The organism is Lyngbya confervoides BDU141951, assembly GCF_000817775.3.
GTDB lineage: Bacteria > Cyanobacteriota > Cyanobacteriia > Thermosynechococcales > Thermosynechococcaceae > Lyngbya > Lyngbya confervoides.
The window spans coordinates 1-17,361 of the sequence record NZ_JTHE03000096.1; the positions used below are offsets into that span (position 1 = coordinate 1).

The 17,361-nt window shown below is 49.6% G+C and carries 15 protein-coding genes and 1 pseudogene; 11 read left to right on the top strand and 5 right to left on the bottom strand.

Going from position 1 to position 17,361, the window contains the following annotated elements; all coding sequences use genetic code 11:
- The 3 genes from vapC to mobF all read right to left on the bottom strand — a co-directional run.
- Positions 1–412: type II toxin-antitoxin system VapC family toxin (vapC, locus tag QQ91_RS16540; protein ID WP_166283172.1), on the bottom strand; the 412-nt coding region annotated here is incomplete at its 3' end.
- Complete coding sequence (locus tag QQ91_RS16545) at positions 399–611, bottom strand: type II toxin-antitoxin system VapB family antitoxin (RefSeq protein WP_166283174.1); 213 nt, start codon at positions 609–611, stop codon at positions 399–401. The genes QQ91_RS16545 and vapC, both read right to left, overlap by 14 nt.
- A gap of 143 nt (positions 612–754) precedes the next feature.
- Positions 755–3,373 carry a MobF family relaxase gene (gene mobF, locus QQ91_RS16550; protein ID WP_166283176.1) on the bottom strand — a complete coding sequence of 873 codons (2,619 nt, stop codon included), beginning with the start codon at positions 3,371–3,373 and terminating at the stop codon, positions 755–757.
- Positions 3,374–3,883: 510 nt separating this feature from the next.
- Between mobF and QQ91_RS16555 the strand changes: the two genes are divergently transcribed.
- Together QQ91_RS16555 and QQ91_RS16560 are read left to right on the top strand one after the other, a co-directional pair.
- On the top strand, positions 3,884–4,585 hold the full coding sequence (locus QQ91_RS16555) for a hypothetical protein (protein WP_166283178.1): 702 nt from the start codon (positions 3,884–3,886) through the stop codon (positions 4,583–4,585).
- An 8-nt stretch (positions 4,586–4,593) separates the two neighbouring features.
- On the top strand, positions 4,594–4,965 hold the full coding sequence (locus QQ91_RS16560; protein ID WP_166283180.1) for a hypothetical protein: 372 nt from the start codon (positions 4,594–4,596) through the stop codon (positions 4,963–4,965).
- Here the strand turns inward: QQ91_RS16560 and QQ91_RS16565 are convergent.
- Positions 4,962–5,681: a sigma-70 family RNA polymerase sigma factor gene (locus tag QQ91_RS16565; RefSeq protein WP_166283182.1), complete on the bottom strand. Its 720-nt coding sequence runs from the start codon at positions 5,679–5,681 to the stop codon at positions 4,962–4,964. The two genes, QQ91_RS16560 and QQ91_RS16565, sit on opposite strands and share 4 nt — an antisense overlap.
- 193 nt (positions 5,682–5,874) lie before the next feature.
- Between QQ91_RS16565 and QQ91_RS16570 the strand changes: the two genes are divergently transcribed.
- Both QQ91_RS16570 and QQ91_RS16575 read left to right on the top strand, forming a co-directional pair.
- Complete coding sequence (locus QQ91_RS16570; protein ID WP_166283184.1) at positions 5,875–6,213, top strand: hypothetical protein; 339 nt, start codon at positions 5,875–5,877, stop codon at positions 6,211–6,213.
- An 87-nt stretch (positions 6,214–6,300) separates the two neighbouring features.
- Entirely contained in the window at positions 6,301–6,768 is a 468-nt protein-coding gene (locus QQ91_RS16575) for an AbrB-like transcriptional regulator (protein ID WP_166283186.1), read from the top strand.
- A 280-nt stretch (positions 6,769–7,048) separates the two neighbouring features.
- Here the strand turns inward: QQ91_RS16575 and QQ91_RS16580 are convergent, their stop codons facing one another.
- A complete protein-coding gene (locus QQ91_RS16580) occupies positions 7,049–7,909 on the bottom strand; it encodes a helix-turn-helix transcriptional regulator (RefSeq protein ID WP_166283188.1) in 861 nt (286 codons plus the stop codon).
- A gap of 459 nt (positions 7,910–8,368) precedes the next feature.
- On the opposite strand from QQ91_RS16580, the gene cas3 reads away from it, so the two are divergent.
- The 7 genes and pseudogenes from cas3 to QQ91_RS16615 form a co-directional block, all read left to right on the top strand.
- On the top strand, positions 8,369–10,447 hold the full coding sequence (cas3, locus tag QQ91_RS16585) for a type I-D CRISPR-associated helicase Cas3' (RefSeq protein ID WP_236096216.1): 2,079 nt from the start codon (positions 8,369–8,371) through the stop codon (positions 10,445–10,447).
- A 361-nt stretch (positions 10,448–10,808) separates the two neighbouring features.
- Positions 10,809–10,997: a hypothetical protein gene (locus QQ91_RS16590; protein ID WP_166283192.1), complete on the top strand. Its 189-nt coding sequence runs from the start codon at positions 10,809–10,811 to the stop codon at positions 10,995–10,997.
- A gap of 79 nt (positions 10,998–11,076) precedes the next feature.
- Entirely contained in the window at positions 11,077–11,637 is a 561-nt protein-coding gene (locus QQ91_RS16595; protein ID WP_166283194.1) for a Uma2 family endonuclease, read from the top strand.
- A gap of 49 nt (positions 11,638–11,686) precedes the next feature.
- Positions 11,687–15,193, top strand: coding sequence for a type I-D CRISPR-associated protein Cas10d/Csc3 (gene cas10d / locus QQ91_RS16600; protein WP_166283196.1), 3,507 nt, complete (start codon positions 11,687–11,689; stop codon positions 15,191–15,193).
- Between the two features lie 61 nt (positions 15,194–15,254).
- Positions 15,255–16,265 (top strand): type I-D CRISPR-associated protein Cas7/Csc2, encoded by a 1,011-nt coding sequence (gene cas7d / locus QQ91_RS16605; RefSeq protein WP_166283198.1) that lies wholly within the window; start codon positions 15,255–15,257, stop codon positions 16,263–16,265.
- A gap of 2 nt (positions 16,266–16,267) precedes the next feature.
- On the top strand, positions 16,268–16,981 hold the full coding sequence (gene cas5d / locus QQ91_RS16610) for a type I-D CRISPR-associated protein Cas5/Csc1 (protein WP_166283200.1): 714 nt from the start codon (positions 16,268–16,270) through the stop codon (positions 16,979–16,981).
- Between the two features lie 12 nt (positions 16,982–16,993).
- Positions 16,994–17,361 (top strand): annotated as a pseudogene (locus tag QQ91_RS16615) (CRISPR-associated endoribonuclease Cas6); the annotation flags it as partial.

Genomic DNA, 17,361 nt, shown 5'->3' on the forward strand with positions numbered 1-17,361 from the left:
TGTTTCCGTCTCCATCTGCTGAGAAGAACACAGTTTGCAACGATCGCACTTTGGTGATGGGCTCAAAATCACGATCGCAATGAACCAGGACAGACTTATTCTCTATTGCTAACTGGGCGATACAGCAATCAATCGAACTGCGAACTGTTTTTCCTTGCCGTCGCAAATCGAAATAAATGCGAGCTGCTAATTCCCACGTCTCCTCTGTTGGTTCCAAATAATCCTGACCTTGCAGATAATTTTGCAGTGTCACCCATTCTCTTTCGTCTCGACACCCTTGGAGTAACTCCAATTGGGTAAATCGAGAAAGTACCACCTCTTGCTCACCAATTAAATTGGTGAGTGACGCTTTCACCTGACCCGTGGGATCGCGGAAAATCAGGATCCAAACTGAGGTGTCAATCAGCAGCATGACGATTTTTTCGCATTTGGTCCAGGTCAAAGTCTTCATCAAGCTGGATTTGACCCGCTAGATCCAAAAGACTCTTTTTTTTACGGGAGCGAATTAATTCCTGAAGTGCTAAATGAACTAATTCCTTTTTGGTACTTACCTGGGTCAGTTCAAGGGCTTCCTTGACTAATGCCTCATCTAAATCAATATTGGTTCTCATGAATACACCAATACATGTGTATACGCACATTATATCCTAATGTTTGATTTGAAGCTGTCAAGCATTATAAATATAGAGAAAAAGCTAAAAGATGGCTTTGGTATGGCTTTTATGCCCTTCTGACCTGTTTTTATTTATATTGCTTAAGGTCCCAGTCTCAGGCGCTTACTTGGCTGTTGCGTCTCTTTGGTCAGTAGTTTCAAGAGATTCTGAGTAATGCGATAATCTGTCTGGGATAACTGTGCGATCGCCACATCCTCTCCGTTCACCCACCCGAGTGGGGAGCGATCCTGCTTCGACAGGATCCTAAAGCGGTCATCCTCAACGCGAAACACTAAGGAAGTCGTCTCGATTTCAAATCCCCCAGCGCGTTGAACAGCAAGTTTTGTTTGGGGCAGCACCCGCCGAAAGTCTTGAGCGATCGCCAGCAGCTCCCGCCGATCCCACTGCTGGCTCATGGCATTGACCGATAAAGCAAGAGAAGCGATCGCCCCGCGTTTCGCCTCCAGGGTTTTCCCGTATTGCTGTAGGGACTGGGTAGCCACAGCGAGACTGGGGGCAAGGGTGCGAGTGATAGAGCGATCGCGGAAATAGGGGCTTACCTGTTGGGCGATTTGGTGGTTAATCGTTGCTCCAATGCTTGCACAGACTGGATCAACAGCACGTCGATATTGTTGGACTCCTGCAGATTTTGATTGAAGGCTTCTAAGGAGGTGACCAATTGCTCCAGCAAGTCTTTCATCTCGTTGGAGCGATCGCCACTGGCCGCTTCTTCTAACTGCTCTAGAAAGTTGAGCAAGGTCAACTCCATGCGGTTGAGTCTGGTGTCGATGTTGTGCTCTAAACGCTGAAAGGCTTGTAAAATCTCGGGTTGTTCCAAGGGGCTGCTCCTGTTGCAGGTCTCGTTCCACGGCCCACCGTAGGGCGTAAATGGAATCGTGTCGGGCTATAGAGGTTTTAGTCGCCTCGATAATAGATTTCACATCTTTCCCGTAAACCCTGATGCTGCGGCATTGCTGAATCACTTCTTTCAAGTTCAGCTCGTCCTGACAGAGCACAAAAGCCGCCCCAACTTTTCCAGGGGGCAATGCCGTGCGAGCGATCGCCGACTGCACCGGGAGTGGTCTGGAGATGTCCACCTGGGCGAGGTCCCCATCCCGGTATTGGATCAACGCCGAGGCGTTTTCCAGCGAGAGGATCGCAAACTCATCTTGTTTTCCATCGGGATAGGTCCAGACCAGGGGCTCCCATTCACAGACTGGATAAGCTCTTGCCTCCACCACCTGAAACTGGAAGTCATGGCGAGTGGTAATGCTGTCCCCTATCGGAGATTCCAGTTCCAGGGAGTTCCGGTAGAGCGATCGCACCTGATAGAGCTGCCCTCGTTCCAGACCCCGGCGCTGGTAGTTGCGGAGGGGTTCAACGAAATCTCCGATCCGCAGTCGTGATGTGGGTTTTGCCACTGCCTGATTTAGCAAAACGATGTTTCCCAGTTCACCCCGACGTTGAAGTTCAGTCCTGATTTCAGGAATGACCTGTTCTGGAGAGGGAACGAGCAAAACGCTCTGCTGCCGCTGTTCAGGGGACAGATTACCCCAATCGCGCACCAAAAGAGTTTGCGGATCATCTTGCACCCGCACCAGGCCCTGCTGATCCAAAAGCGCGATCGCCTCTTCAACCCGATTGAAGGTCAAAAGGTTCCGCACCTGGCGCAGGGGCGACCTGGGTTCAGGGGGCAGTAACGGCACCACCGGCAGATTCACCGCGATCGCCTCCTCAATTTTCCGGAAAGTAGCCTGCGTTTTCAGGAACAGTTGCTGCTCCTGGTCCTCAACACTGGTGGTAGAGTCCACCCCATAGAACCGGATGGTGGAAGGAGCGATCGCAGTGGACCTTTTCGGTTCCGGAAACTCGATGCCGATGCTGTGGCACTCACGCTCCCAAAAATCCAACAGCTCACGTTTGTCCAGTGGACTGCCTTTCGGAGCGCGGGTAAAACTGCCAGCTCGTTGCCGATCGCGCCAGGAGCCATCGGTGATGAGGGGTTGGATCTGGCGCGATCGCCGGGAGAAATACGCCAGTTGTTCCGGGGTGAACCCCTTGACCTCAAACTGGCCTTGGTGATTGGGCTCGATTACGTAGCCCAGCGATCGCATCTGCACCGATAGTTCATGCTGGTAGAGCTGTCCCAGCCATTTTTTGTGGTCGTGGATTTTCCGGTTGTCCAGGGAATACCAAGCGCCTTTCTGGGTTGCATAGGTGCAGTTCATCACCAGGCAATGGGAATGTAGATGGGGGTCAATCTCCCGGCTGGTGTCATGCCAAAACACCGCGATCGCCAAGTTTCCAGTATTGATGAGAAAGCGATCGCCCTGGGAGCGGATCCGGGTTTGGGCGAAGCGTTGCTCAGCGATCGCCAGGGCTGATGTCACGGCTAATTTGTGACCCTTTAAGACGGCCTCATCGCCTTGGACAACTGCAATTAGGGAGACGCTTTTGGGTGAAGCGAAAACACAATCGAGAGCGCCGATTTCTAGCCCTGTGTGATGAGCCTCATGAAACCTCAAAGGTTGTCCATCAGGAGAAAATCCCCGCAGCATTGCGTCTAATACATTGGGGTTAACGTCCTCTGAAAGACCTAGATATGCAGCAGCGATACCCATCCATAACGAGGCGTCTTCGAGGGCTTCCGCTCGGGCAAAGTTGTCCTTGCTGTAGTACCGACTGGCTTGAGCTGGGCGCACATTTCTAGTTTCAAGCATGAAAATTGGAAAGTTGCACTGCAAGATTCACGAAAGTTGCAGTGCAACTTTGCTCTATTTTTACCAAAAGTTGCAGTGCAACTTTTGGGATTATCTACTGCATGATTTCTTGCAATCTTTCAAGCCATTATATGCTAAGGCTTTCAAGATTGTCAGGTTCAAGTTGTAACATTTTGACTATTTTTCTGAAGTCTAGATGCTGCAGAACATTCAGAGATATTTGACTTAAAAATTTAGCAATAAGGTGGGCATACTGTACAGCGGTTTTCAGCGTGAGCCGATTTTCTACTGAGACTGATACTTTCGTTCAAAAATAGGCTTTTAGACTGCAACTTTTCACTGCAAGGTTCAGTGCATATCAGCGCTGATATGCAGTGCATAGTTTGGGCCATATCGTCAGTACAGTAGCTTCATCGACTTCTAGGGTGTGGACGGGAATTTTGAGAAAAGGTGTGAAAACTATTTGAGGCCCGACTATAACCTCTTAGTTGTATAAATCGGAGTCTCTCAATGACTGAAACAGCATCAAGTTCGATTGGTATTACCAAGGATGAGTTAGGTAAGAAGTATGGACGAGGTCGTAGAAGTCTGTCAGGTAATACGATTCGTCAAACGATGGCTTCCTGTGGTCTAAATACTTCGAAGCGAAGCTATTCTTTAGAAGAAGAAGAGAAATTTAAAGTTGCTCGAAAAATGATTGAGGAGGATGGGAAAACCTACCGAGAAGTCTCTGAATTTTTCAAGGTCGATGTAGAAGATGTCTCTTCCGGTAATAGCGATAACTTTTTTGAAAATCAGGCGACGGAGGCGAGTGGTTCAGGGGAAGTGTCCTTTGAACTAGCGAACGCGATCGCCCAGACTCAGGCGACCCAGGTAGCGGACATGATCCCACCGCTGACGATGTATCACCTGAATCAAATCCTCGATAGCAATGGCCAGGTGAACGACAAAATGAGATCGCTGGTGGATCGGATCCGAGGGATGCGGGGAAACTCGCACGTCCTGATGATGCAGGGCATTCAACGACTCGAAGCAAAGCAGTTGGCCGCCGCCAATGGTGGAAACGGAAGCGCCAAAAAACTCAAACCAGCGAGCACCGCCAAGAAAACGAGTCAGGCCGCCTTGCCGAGTGGGGAGACCCCACCCCCGCCATCCTCGACCACATCGACGCCATCATCCGCAGCCAAGTCCAGCGACAGTGCTACGCAATAGCGGAGCGGTTGCTGCAGCCGTCTGATGAAGTATCAGAAGAATCTCACCTGATCTGGATGCTGCGTCAGACGGTGGATGAATTGGTTCAAAAACAAGTGGAGGCGAAGGCGAAGGAAATGGTGGCAGACCAGCTCCAGGAGTTGGAAGAGTTTCAAAATAAGCTAGAGCAGATCCAGCGATCGCTGGTAGATCTCCTCACAGTAGTCAGTCAGACCCTGGGTGGTGCGGGCTTTTATGCCGTCTCCGTTGTTCTGGCTCTGTTCATCGGAGGTATTGTCGCGATCAATGTTCCCCATACCGTGGTGTGTAGTGAGGTGGATCCCATTTGTCCCCTGCGGGTCAAGGGTCGAACCGTTGACCTGGAGGATATCCAGGACTAGGCGCAGTTTAGGAAAGCGTAAATGTTGCGGAGTTTAGAAATCGTACGCAGGAGGTGTCGTCGAGCGGTCTCGTGGGAGATGTTGAATTCATGCCCAATTTCCTTGAGCGTCCATTCCGGTTCACCATCCAGTCCGAAGCGGTATCGGAGGAGTTGCTGCTCATACTCAGACAGAAACCCAAACTGCTGTCGGAGATGCTGAATCTCAGGGGATTCAACTTTTATCGGTGGGCAAGTGTGTCCTTGTGCCTGCAGCTCTAGCGGGTCCCCCCCGCGATCGCCCAAGTTATCAAAGGACTGATTCTCATTCCGGTTCTCCTCTGATAAAAAGTTGCTTTTTGCAGCAACTTGTATTGCGTCTCGAATCCACCAGAATGCATAGGTAGAAAACTTGTGTCCCTTTGTCGGGTCAAACCGCCGAGCTGCTTTCATCAGTCCCAGGAAACCCTCCTGGATGAGGTCATCGAGATCTGCTTGAGTGCGATATTCCAGTGCGATCGCAACGATCAATCCCCTGTTGGCTTTGTACAACTTTCGTTGAGCAATACGCCCTAGCTTAATGGCCCGATTGAGTTCCGGTTCAGATAGGCCAGCTGCATGAGCCCAGTCTGCTGGACTGAGTAGACAACTCTGATTGAGTCCAGCAGGTTTAAGGCTAGACAGATGAGCCAGAGTTTTAATGCGATCGCAGCACTCAACTATTTGATTTTGGTCCATGACGTAAATATCAATAGCAAAATAGTTGTCTTAATAAGCAACTATTGTATACCTAATAAATAAATCTGTGTATAGAATTAATAGATAGAAAGGTTTGAATACGAAGGTCCAGAGAGAAGAACAACTAGGGGCTATGTCAGGCACTTATATGTCTCATTCGTAGCGTTGCAACGCAATAAAAGGTACGCTAACCATGGTTTACTCATGCGCAGAAATGCAAAAGATTATTCTCCAGCAGCGATTAAAAGCGATGGGTCTAAACAAGTTTCAGCTTGCAAAGCTGATCGCAGGGATCCGCGAGAGAAAAGACGGCAAGGAATATGACCCCCGGAGTTTGTCCTCAGCGATTCGTCAAGCTCTGGAGCAGCCAGGGCGATCGCGGTTGGAGACGATTGAGGAAATTGTCGAGGCGCTGGATGGGGAGCTTGTGATCCGGTGGAAAAAGTACGAGCGCGTGGTGAAGGGGTATCAGGAAATTAGCCTGGACTCCTCTGCCGAGGAGATCGCCGAGCAATTGCTGGAAGAAGAGTGAAAAACTTTGTGCCCCAACTTGTTTTAGTCTGTTAATCCAGCTTTAAATCTGGCGATCGCGACTTGCAGTTAATTGGAATTGAGAAGGATGCCAAGAACGAAAACGAGAAAAAGTGCTCAAAAGGCTGAGCGGCTGACGGGCAAAGAGCTGTTGGCTCAGGTCAAGAAACTGAGCGGGTCGAATAAGACGGAAAAGGCTAAGGCTTGCGGCTACGTCACGAAGTCAAAAAACGGAAAAGAGCGAGTGCGGCTTTCCCAGTTTATGAATGCTCTCCTGGAAGCTCAGGGGATTGATCTCGATGGTCAAGCGTCAGCAGGAAAAAGAGGACGAAGTCTGTCTTACAGCACCTCTGTCCAAAGTACGGGGAATGTTGTGATCGGGGCCGGATACATGCGGGAGCTGGGCTGGAAGTCTGGAGACACCCTTGAAATCAAGACTGGTCGCAAATACATCAAGCTGCTGCTCAAGGAAGATTCTAGTGACCAGGTTGAAGCAGAGTTTGAGTCGTTTGATCACGAAGATGATGACGAGTTTGACAGTGATGAGATCGAGTGAATTGGCTTGACGTGGGGCGATCGCTCGGGGGCAGTTCGTGGGGCGATCGCTGCTTCGGAGTGACGTGCGAATGTTGCCGAATTCCTTAGTTTAGGAATATTGGCTATCTTCAGCAACCTATGGTGCTTGTTTGTCAAAGTTTTGTCAAAGTAAAGATAATGACGAACTCGGTCTTGAGTCAGGCGACACTCTTGAAATTTAGGTTGTCCGTAAATACATCAAGCTGATGCTGGGAAAGGATCCCCGTGATCAGGCTGAATGTAAAATACTGATCATTCTGCTAAAGATAGTGCTGGAGTGTTTTCTGAATTTCGTTCTTGAGACGATCGCGGATTGCTGGCGGGTGAATGACTTCACAGCTGGAGCCATAGCGTAAAATTTCACGAATTAGCCAAAAGGGGTTAACGATTTGACGAGTAACTCTACGATAGGGTGGGATTTGTTTCTGAACGTCAGCCTCAATCACTTCATTTTCAGTGTCCTCTGCTTTAGCTTTGTAGGCTGCGATCATCTCTTTGGTGAACCGAAGCTGAACGGGGATACTGTTAAAGGATCCTCGCCATTCACCTGTCGCCTCCAGGATCCCTTGAATCCGCTCGAGTCGAAGACAACGATTGTGCTTGAGTTCTGGCAGGTCAAGACTGTCTTCGGTTTCGTCGCACCAGATCTGGAGATAATCCCGCTTCTCATGGAACTGAACTTCGGCGTATCGAACCGTGAATTCTAGGATCTTGCCTTGCGAATTGGCATAGAGGACTCGAAATGGTTGTTGGCGATCGCGGTATTGATCTACTTGTATTCGCCATCCGTCCAGGGGATGACTGGCGGTTTGGATTAGCTCTTGACGCAGCGGGGCTTCAAGATGAGCGTAATTCAGCAAAAGTGTAACTACACTTTTTGCGAGGGTGGGCTGTCCTGAATCGATTAATGCTCTAATGGCTTGTTGCAGGGCTTCAATCTCTTCGCGGCTAAAGCTAAAATAAGAACCAACATATAGGCTTGAGTCAGCGATCGCGCTGACTAAACCCGAAGGACTGGGCCTTTCCCCCCATTTTATTCCGAGACGGGCAGCGATCGCGTCTAACTTGTTTTTGGTTCCCGGTGGCACCGAGAGCGTTAGGGTTTCTTTCTTTCGTGGCATTTAATAAAAACTCAAGATTTTATATTTGCACTTTCTCTGTTTCTGAGCTAGATTGATTTTATCAATTACACTTTTATTTTTCGATGAATTTAAATTTATTTTTTGATTATCGAGAGGTGAACTTTTTGCGAGTGCCTTGCATGGATAACGTAACGGCACGTCCTTTCCCAGTTGCGTATTTTTAAATGGCTAACAAACCCTTGTTCAGGCAAAGTTATATTTTTCTTGAATGATTCTAGGGGATGCTCAAAGGCAGGTGAACAGAGTGATACGAGTGCAGGTGCTATTGGTGATTGTATGCAATCGATTCCAGTTGAAAAGAGTCCTTTGACTCAAGGTTGCACAGCGGGCCGTAGGCAAGGCCATGATGAGAAATATTGCTGTGTTCATTTACAAGCGGTTTATTCTGCACCAGCAGAGATTCCAATCCATGGGAGCTTGCCACCTGATTGGACATTGATGTGGCATCAAACTGAGACGGTGCGAGCATTGGGCGATCCAGCAGTGGATGTGGTGATTAACACAGCAATGACCGGGGATGGTAAAAGTCTGGCAGCCTATTGGCCAGTTCTGCAGGGGCAGTGTTCGGCGGTGGGGCTCTACCCGACCAATGAACTGGCACGCGATCAGGAACTTCAGGTAACATCCTACATTCAGGCATTTCAACCGGATCTAGAACCTCGGGTGAACCGACTTAGCGGTCCGTTGCTGGAGATCTACGCGGAGAATGAAGGTTTGCGTAAAGGTAGTGCGATCGCAACCCGTGCAGGTCAGTCGGAAGTCCTCATTACCAACCCCGACATTTTCCATTACTTGCATCGGGGTGCTTACTTAACAGATAAAGATACTCCCGATAAGCTCTGGAACCGTATTGACAAGGACTTTGACTTGTTCATCTTCGACGAATTCCACGTTTTTGCAGCACCTCAGGTTGCCAGTGTTCTCAATACAATGCTGCTGATTCAGGCAACCAATCGGCGCAAGAAGTTTTTGTTCCTATCGGCAACGCCCAGCGATTCGTTGTTGAATCGCTTAAATAAAGCGGGTTTTCGCTACCGGGTTATTAATCCCACTGATGAAGGGAAGTACCAATTTCCAGAGACTCAGGCTGAAGCAGAGGCTTTACAGGCAGACCATTGGCGACAGGTAGCGCGGTCTATTGACCTGACCTTTATACCGATGGAACCGACATCCAAAGCATCTGAAACCTGGCTGAAAGAGAATCAGGAGTCCATTTTCAGCCAGTTTCTAGAACACCCCGGCAGCAAGGGAGCTATCATCCTTAACTCCATTGCGGCGGTGAAGCGGCTGACGCCGGTTTTTCGAGAATGCTTTGCTCAGCACGGGCTGACCGTTCGAGAAAATACCGGTTTGTCTGGAGGGCAGGAAAAAGCTGAATCTCTGGCGGCTGATCTGGTGATTGGTACCAGCACCATTGACGTTGGAGTTGATTTCAAGATTAACTTGCTAATTTTTGAGTCATCGGATGCAGGTAATTTTATTCAACGGTTGGGCCGATTGGGCCGTCATGACAAGAATATTCAAGGCATCTCATTCGATGGTTTCAGGGCCTATGCGTTGGTGCCTAACTTTTTTATGGAGCGGCTGTTTGAAGGTGAAGATGCTGTATTGACTGACGGAGAAGTTTGCGATCGCATTCACTTCCAAACCCTCATCCGTGAAAACTATCGCCGCATCAATGACTTTGAGGGCTATTACAAGCGCTGGGGGGCGGTTCAATCAGTTGCTCTAGGGCGGCAGTTAGCCAATCCTGCGGTGAAATCTCAATACGAAGGGTCTGTCCAAAAGTTTCAACAAGCCTGCGAAACGGTTTTTGAGGCCCGATTTGGTCAAGTGTTTGGACGGATCAAAGGTTGGGCTGAGGAATGGCAAAACCTGTCGGGACAAAAAACGGGTAACCCAATTGCTGAAGACGCCAGAAGCTTTCGCGGATCTAGTCCGTTACAGTGCGGGCTGTATGACCTGACTGAAGCGAATGAGCGCGATCGCTTCAAAACCTACGACCTCCCCGGTGTACTCAGTAATTTAGAAATTGAGATGTGGAACAAATCTGCCTTCCTGGATACCCTCCAGGAAACCGCAGAACGCACTGGGCAGCCGATTGCGAAGGGACGCTTCAAGCACTGCCTGGGCTTTATGAAGCTGCAGGGTTATCGGGAAGAGCGCTTGAACTGGAAGTTTACTTTCCCTGGCGACCTTCAGCCGATCGCCGATGCCTACAAGGTACAGGTGTTACTCGGCATACAGGTCTGGCAGCCGGATAATCCCTGGGCTAGTTTGATTAATCAGCGATTGAAAAAGCAAGCCCTAGTCTGCTACGTGCTGCGCAAACCATTGCGAGAGGTACGACTGCGGTTGCAGCTACCCATGCACTTCCAGATTTATCCCATTAGTGATGCCAATAGTATCCATGACGCGATCGCACCCTACTCAGTGGCGTTTGGGCAGTCAGCGTTGCTGATTGACACCCTGGCCCACCGATTCAGGCGCGAAGGAGGCGAGATATGGGTTGTGTAACTTCAATCCCTGAAAGGGTTTGTGGGGTACGGCGATTAGAGGAAGGTGCCAGTCTCCTAGAGCGGCGTCGGAAATTTCAATCCCTTATAGGGCTTGGAATACGGCGAAGGACAAAGGCACTTTTTACCCACTTTGTTAGTGTACCAAAAACAAAGGCGATAATTTTTAGATTGTCTTCCGACCCTGATCTAGTTAAACCATGTTACATTACGTCTGGGTGGTGCCAGTCTCCTAGAGCGGCGACAGAGATTCGCAGTGGCCGACAGGTAACTATCACAGCTACCTCTATCCGTTACACACGTTCCTTTAGCTATCTAGAGTCAAGCACTGCCATTCGGAAAAACACAGCGAGGTTATACCGATGGCTACCTACCATCAACTTACCCTCTTCGACGTAGATGCCTATGCATCCGAGTGCAATACCTCGGATTCGGTCAAGGTATCTCGGATTGAAGAATTTTCGGTTCAGGTTTACGAACAACTCGAACTTGACCTCTTTCCTGAGCCGCCTAAAAAGTTCTTCATTAAGGGCTTAAGGCAAGCAGCTTAGATCAAACGGGAGCTGGTGATTACTTCAAAGGCTCCCTTACAGGATACGTTTATCCAGAAATATTCAAAGTGACCACCACATGACCGTCCAAATTCTGCGTAAGAAATTCACGGTGGGGCAGTACCACCAGATGATCGAGTCCGGTATTCTGACCGATCGCGATCGCGTTGAGCTACTTCGGGGAGAAATTATCGAGATGTCGCCCATTGGCATGCAACATGCTGCCTGTGTAGATCGCTTAACCGAGCTACTGGTCGGAACATTCCGGGGAAAGGCGATCGTGCGAGTGCAAAACCCCATTCAGTTGAGCACTCGCTCAGAGCCACAACCTGACTTTGCCATTCTGCAGCGGCGCTCTGACTTCTATGCCAACGGTCATCCTCAACCCAGCGATGTCTTTGCGCTGATTGAAGTGTCTGATACCACGGTTGAATTTGACCGTACGGTAAAAGTGCCGCTCTATGCCAAAGACAACATTGTCGAAGTCTGGATTGTGGATCTCAATGCTAAGGCGGTGCAGATATATCGAGAGCCCAGTGACGCAGGCTACCAGCAGGTGCAGACCTGCCGCCGAGGGCAGGCGATCGCATTTCAGGCATTTACCGACATTCAATTCACGGTTGATCAACTGCTAGGGTAGCAACCCCGAGCAACCGCTACAAAAGATTTTGATCTAGAGGAGATCTATCATGGAGCGTCCTAATCAGTCTAGCAATCCAGAACAACTGTCATTGCTAGACACCCAGAACGAAGATACAGAATTTGAAGCACTTGATGGCTCCTGGCTCGAAGGTGACTTTGAGTTAGATGAGGAAAGCGACAGAACAGTAGAGCCTGCCGCTCGTGAACTCCTCACTCTCAAACTCTTACGGGAAGCCATTCAGACCCAAAATCCCGGCGATGCTGTCATGCAGGATTTTGCGACAGTAGTATTGCCCAATCTGTTGAAGTACACCGTTGGCGTCACGGCCAAAGGTGGCAAGTTTTTTGCTGAGTATCTGGATCGAGTGGTCAATCCCCAGCGCATTGCCGCAGGCAAAGACCCGATTCGTCGGGACAACGCGGCTGACCAGTCTCTCAACACCCACTTGCTCAATGGATTATTTCCTGCCAACCTAATCGAGCGGCGACTGCAAAAGCTCGATACCACTGTTAAACGCTTGGTCAAAGAACAAGAGCGTCGCCTATTGGTATCCGGCTTTATTCTGCATGACTTTGAGAAATTTGACTATGACCTGATTCCCGAAATGTCGGAGTCCTTCAGGGCGATCCGGCGAGATCCAGAAGGGGATATTCGGAAGCGCTCAATTGAGGAACATCGGGAGATCACTACCATATTGGTGAAAACTCTGGAGTTGGATCGCTTCATTTGCCCAGATGCTCCAGAAGATTGGAAACAGTATCTTGATGACCTGCTGTTTCTGGCTTACAACGCCCAGCGGCGGAACGACACCAATCTCAATCTGTCAGAAGATGGGCTGAATCCGGTCTTGCGCGATCGCACCCTGCGTTGCCTTTCCGACCTCACTTGCCTAGCCGATCGCCTTGCTTCCATCATTAAACATCCCCAAGATGCTGAGAATACAGGCCTCAACGACATTATTCATGGTCTCAGTGACGGGCAGCTTCGATTCACTTACCACGCCATTTCCGAAAACCGAGGGGTACTGACCAATGTGGTCAACAATGCCCTGATGGATGCCTATGAAAGCTTAAATATTACTCCCGAGAATCCACATTACACGACCCTGCTCTATCTCCCGACAGGAGCTATTTATTTGGCTAGTCGTGATGCCCCGAGGATTTCTCCAGATCGCCTTCCTAATCGAGTTGTAGATGGCATTAAAGCCTTGTGTGCTGGACAGTTGAGCTTACGTCAGACAGGGTTTGGTCGTGATGGCAAGGGCATGAAGTATGCCGACTATTACAACCTGTTTTTTGACGATCCAGGGTTAATGCAGGTGGCCCTCGATGCCACGCTGCGAATTTTGAACCCTAATAAAGGTTCGGTTGCCACTAAGCGCAGCGAAAACCTGATTGTTTTTCAGCAACGGGGCGTCCTTTCTGCTGACTACGACTTCTCATTCAGCGACGATATCCGCATTGACCAACTGGCCGAATTCGGCGACCTGATCAACCGCAAAATATGGGGAGAACGGGTCAATCAGCTTGAGACAGTCATCAAGGAACGGGCTAAAACTCGCAAGAAGCAAAAAGACCTGCCGGAGCTTCCAGCCATCAAACCTGAAGTGTTGCCCGAAAATATCATTCACAAGGTAGCCGAGTTCTGGCAACTCTCTGAATATTCATCCCAGATTCGAGAAATCCAGCGCATCAACGAAAAACTGAAGGAGCTGAAGCTCAAGGGAAATACCGGCGGAGTCCCTTACGAATGGTATTTCCTGGCCGCTAAGTTTCTGGAAAAGAACCCTGGTATTGAGGACTTACGCCAAACTGGCCTAAACTTTATTGCCTATGTCACGCAACTTACACAACCTGTTGTGACTCAGTACCCCGTTGCCGATGGTTGGGACGACGTGCGGGAATGGGTTGGTAAAGTGGTGATGCTGCCGAGGCAAACCCAGGAGTCTTCAACGGCAGAGCAGGTTGACGTTTTCTTAAAAGAATTGGCTTACTACAACGCGGCTAAAAAGCCAGGGCGAGGACGGCAGATGATCTGCTCCATCTCTCATTCGCCCTACTCTGTTAGCGAACAGATGGAATCGGCAGTGCTGTTTACGCCCCAGGTCTATACCAACAAGCAACACCTGGGAGGCTCCAACGCCAAACGCAACATCTCCAGCATTGCGGGCATTGAGATGATGCTCCGGCAGATTTTAATGAACCAAACCCAGGCCGTGGGCAAACGGTTTGAGGATGGCAAATACCGCTATCTCTACTTTTACCCGACCTACTACTTCACCCCAGAAACCAATTCGTTTCTGCATCGAGCCTACAGCAACATTGCCCAAACCCGCTTTGATACCAGCATTCGGAATCACTTCATCAGTAAGCAGCTAGAGGCCAACTTCAGCCGTGAAAAGTATCAGACCGTGGATGCTTTCTTGCTGGATGAAGACCTGACCCAGCGCAAGCAGTTGCCTGATGACGACCCAAACTTTAAGCGAGACCGAACCTTCAAGCTTTCATACCCCGAAGATAAACCGCTAACCTTCTACTTCATGGCTCTGCCCCCAGGTCGCGATAGCACCGATACCGAATCCTGGGTGATGCCAAGCTGGTTGGCTTTTGCATTTCCGATGATTCTCGATGTCAAAACCGTCGTCTCTGAGTCACCGATTCCTCCATTTACGGATGGGGCTGAGTTTGAAGAAAGCGTCTTTCTCGATAGTGCTCCCCATGCCTTCCGAACGTTGGTTGGTCGAGACCGCTTCCGACTCGATTTCATCCTCGAAGGCTGGACCGATGAGAGCGGTACCAAACGTCCGGCTCCTTTGAATACGCTGACCGCTGCCTATGCCATCCATATGGATGTCAATGCCAAACAAGGCAAAGGCGGCTATGACGCCAACTGGGGCCGCTTCACGGAGCTAGCAAAAGATATCGAAACCAGCCCGCTCTATGTCTTTTCCTATCTTGCCAAGTGGAGCCGAGGGCAGAAAGCCGATGCCCCTAGCCCGCAAAAAATCAGGCTCTACGCTCACCACTTCTATCCCTGTTTTGACCCCTATGCCACCTACAACTTTGATAAGGATAAATGGAACGTGACTCCACAATCAGCGCTGAATCATCCCCAAAAGCTAACAGAACTTTATCGCAAGTTCTATAAAGCTAAGGACTTTTACCGGGCAAAGTCCAATGCAATTCTTAAGCCTATTGACATTGCAGCCGAAACAATTTTGAAAGCTGAATCTAGTGTTTTCCACGGTGATGTCTTGGTTGCGGCAGTTGCGGCAGAAATTTATAAGTTAATGGATCGCGTACACAATCGAACTGCTGAGGGACGATGGGTCGTCAGCGATCGCGAAAAAGAGCGCCAACGCGTTCTCGACTTTGCCCGCTATTTTGTGATTGATGTATTTGAGAGAGCTTTTGCGGGCGATCGCGCCCGCTTAGCCGGTCGCCAGCTTAACCTCATTCGCAACACTTGTGAATTTCTCTATCGCCTGGAGCAAGATAAAGAAAACCAGGAACTTAAAGCCAAAGGCGAAGCTGACAAGGATGAAGCTGAGTAGCTTTCAGGGGTTTCTCTCAAACGAAACTGACCGATTTTACTAACTTAAAAGGACATAGACTATGGCTTTGCTAAAAAGTATCGATTCCAAATTCTTCCACTCTGAAATTCCCTATAAGCCGATGGGAAAATACGCCCACTTCCTGACTGTGCGAGTTACTGAGTCTTACCCACTTTTTCAAACCGATGGTGAACTCAATAAAGCACGGGTACGGGCCGGTGTGGAAGATAAAAACACCATCAGTCGCCTATCCATGTTTAAGCGCAAGCAATCCACTCCAGAACGGCTGGTTGGGAGAGAGCTGCTGCGCACCTACGGTTTTGTAAAACCGGAAGAATGCGAGTATAACGTCGAGTTTGGCATGGATAATCCCGATTGCATCATCTACGGGTTTGCGATCGGTGATTCTGGTTCTGAAAAATCCAAGGTGGTCGTAGATACGGCGTTCTCTATCACTGCCTTTGATGAATCCCACGAAACCTTTACGCTGAATGCTCCCTATGAAAATGGCACAATGGCCTCTAAAGGCGAAAAGGGTTCTAAACCGGGTGAAGTGACTAGCCGCATTAACCAGCAAGATCACATCCGTCCCCAGGTCTTCTTTCCCAGCATCGTGACTCTGAAAGACCCAACAGAAGCCAGTTTCCTGTATGTCTTCAACAATATTCTGAGAACGCGCCATTATGGTGCCCAAACCACCCGCACAGGTCGGGTTCGGAATGAGTTAATTGGTGTGGTGTTTGCCGATGGTGAAATTGTCAGCAACCTGCGCTGGACTCAGGCGATCTATGACCAGATGAAAACGGCAGGTACTCTCAAAGCCCTCGACCCTCTAGATGAAGATGATGTGGCTCAAGCAGCTAAAACCGCAATTAAAGCCCTGATGAGCAAGGAATTTATTGTGCATACCGATTTCATTGAGGATGATTTCCAGTCCCTCCTCACAGACGTGAAGGCCTTAACGGCTAGTGAGGCGGGCGTTCGCTCAATCCTCAACCAAGCGGATCAAGAGGCCAAAGCCTACGCAGAGAAGCACATTGGCAAGAAAAAAACCGCTAGCGCGAGGTCATAGCCATGCCCCATGTCTATCGCTGCATCCTAGAACTGCACGACAGCCTCTATTACGCCACACGGGAGATTGGGCGGCTTTATGAAACCGAGCCCGTGTTGCATAACTATGCCCTTTGCTATGCCTTGGGCCTGGTAGACAGTAAAAAGTATGCCACCACTGTTGCAGAGGAAAGCCGCTATCGCTATTTCTGTCCTGAACAGGTTCCGATGTATGAAGCACATCTCACCCCACTTAATCAGCAAGGTATCTACGTTACTCCTGCCAGGGCTGTGCGTCACGCCGCTGTCCTCAACACCTGGAAATATGCGGACAATCGCTACCATGTTGAGATGCAGAAAACCCAGAAGAATATCCCTAGCTTTGGCCGAGCCAAGGAAATTGCTCCTGAAAGCCAATTTGAGTTTTTTGTCATCTCTGAAAGGCCGATCACCTTTCCCCACTGGATTCGATTGGGCAAGTGGATGAGCAAAGCAGAAGTAGAGGTTAAAGAGCTGCCAACCCCCAAACGCAACTCCGCTCAAGAATTTACCTTTCCCTATCCACTCAATCCCTTGGATGTCATGTTCACAAATCAAGTCCTCAGTTATGACACTCTCAACATGCCTCCCGTGAGTCTTATCCGTCATGTGCGCATGGTCGGAGAGTTTTATTCATTTGAAGGCTTGCAAGAGCTTCAGAAGCTCCCTGTGCATATGGAATTCCGCTTTAGCAACTAATTTCTCATAACCGTGCCCCATAGCCTTGTCCTTAACCTCCTACCCGAATCCCCGATTCCCCCCGGCTTCACTTCCGGCAAGCATCTCCATGCCCTCTTCCTCAACTTGGTCAGCTCCGTCGATCAAGCCTTGGGCGATCGCCTGCACGCCCAGACCCAGAATAAAGCCTTTGCCTTGAGTCCGCTGCAGTGCCGTGCCCCCACGGATCCGCTGATCTGGAACTACCGCAAACCTATCCCGGCCCAAACCCCCTGCTGGTGGCGAGTCTCCCTACTCGATGATCGGCTGTTTCGACACCTGACACCCCTCTGGCTCAACCTCAACCCTGACAAGCCCTGGCATTTAGGGCCAGCCGATTTGTTGATCACCAGCGTGCTGGG

Excerpts from the sequence above, each read along its gene's own strand:
- QQ91_RS16545 (WP_166283174.1), bottom strand. The coding sequence starts at position 611 with ATGAGAACCAATATTGATTTAGATGAGGCATTAGTCAAGGAAGCCCTT.
- mobF (WP_166283176.1), bottom strand. The coding sequence starts at position 3,373 with ATGCTTGAAACTAGAAATGTGCGCCCAGCTCAAGCCAGTCGGTACTAC.
- QQ91_RS16555 (WP_166283178.1), top strand. The coding sequence starts at position 3,884 with ATGACTGAAACAGCATCAAGTTCGATTGGTATTACCAAGGATGAGTTA.
- QQ91_RS16565 (WP_166283182.1), bottom strand. The coding sequence starts at position 5,681 with ATGGACCAAAATCAAATAGTTGAGTGCTGCGATCGCATTAAAACTCTG.
- QQ91_RS16570 (WP_166283184.1), top strand. The coding sequence starts at position 5,875 with ATGGTTTACTCATGCGCAGAAATGCAAAAGATTATTCTCCAGCAGCGA.
- QQ91_RS16575 (WP_166283186.1), top strand. The coding sequence starts at position 6,301 with ATGCCAAGAACGAAAACGAGAAAAAGTGCTCAAAAGGCTGAGCGGCTG.
- QQ91_RS16580 (WP_166283188.1), bottom strand. The coding sequence starts at position 7,909 with ATGCCACGAAAGAAAGAAACCCTAACGCTCTCGGTGCCACCGGGAACC.
- cas3 (WP_236096216.1), top strand. The coding sequence starts at position 8,369 with ATGTGGCATCAAACTGAGACGGTGCGAGCATTGGGCGATCCAGCAGTG.
- QQ91_RS16590 (WP_166283192.1), top strand. The coding sequence starts at position 10,809 with ATGGCTACCTACCATCAACTTACCCTCTTCGACGTAGATGCCTATGCA.
- QQ91_RS16595 (WP_166283194.1), top strand. The coding sequence starts at position 11,077 with ATGACCGTCCAAATTCTGCGTAAGAAATTCACGGTGGGGCAGTACCAC.
- cas10d (WP_166283196.1), top strand. The coding sequence starts at position 11,687 with ATGGAGCGTCCTAATCAGTCTAGCAATCCAGAACAACTGTCATTGCTA.
- cas7d (WP_166283198.1), top strand. The coding sequence starts at position 15,255 with ATGGCTTTGCTAAAAAGTATCGATTCCAAATTCTTCCACTCTGAAATT.
- cas5d (WP_166283200.1), top strand. The coding sequence starts at position 16,268 with ATGCCCCATGTCTATCGCTGCATCCTAGAACTGCACGACAGCCTCTAT.